Below are 281 nucleotides of genomic sequence, written 5' to 3' on the forward strand. Positions count from 1 at the left end.
CCCTCTATTGGGAGGTATTGCTTTTCATAAGGACGCGCAGACGTCTCCACTTCTGACTCAGGAGTCCTCGCAGAGCCAGCGAGCCGAGTCATTTCGACAGCTACGAACGAACCTGCAGTTCGCCAACGTCTCGGGCCAAGCCAAAGTTATCCTTGTCACCTCCTCTCTACCTGGTGAAGGAAAGAGTACGACTGCAACTAATTTGGCTATTTCCTTAGCAGAAACAGGCCAGTCCGTTTGCCTCGTAGACGCAGACCTCAGGCGTCCGATGGTCAGCGAAT

Annotated in this window: 1 protein-coding gene; it reads left to right on the forward strand. The window is 53.4% G+C overall.

Annotated features, from left to right (window positions below):
• Positions 1 to 7 precede the first annotated feature (7 nt).
• Positions 8 to 281, forward strand: a 274-nt coding sequence (locus ACPYOM_RS22330; protein ID WP_481347639.1) for a P-loop NTPase, incomplete at its 3' end; no start/stop codon positions are given.

The organism is Monashia sp. HAY1-2A (assembly GCF_056755315.1).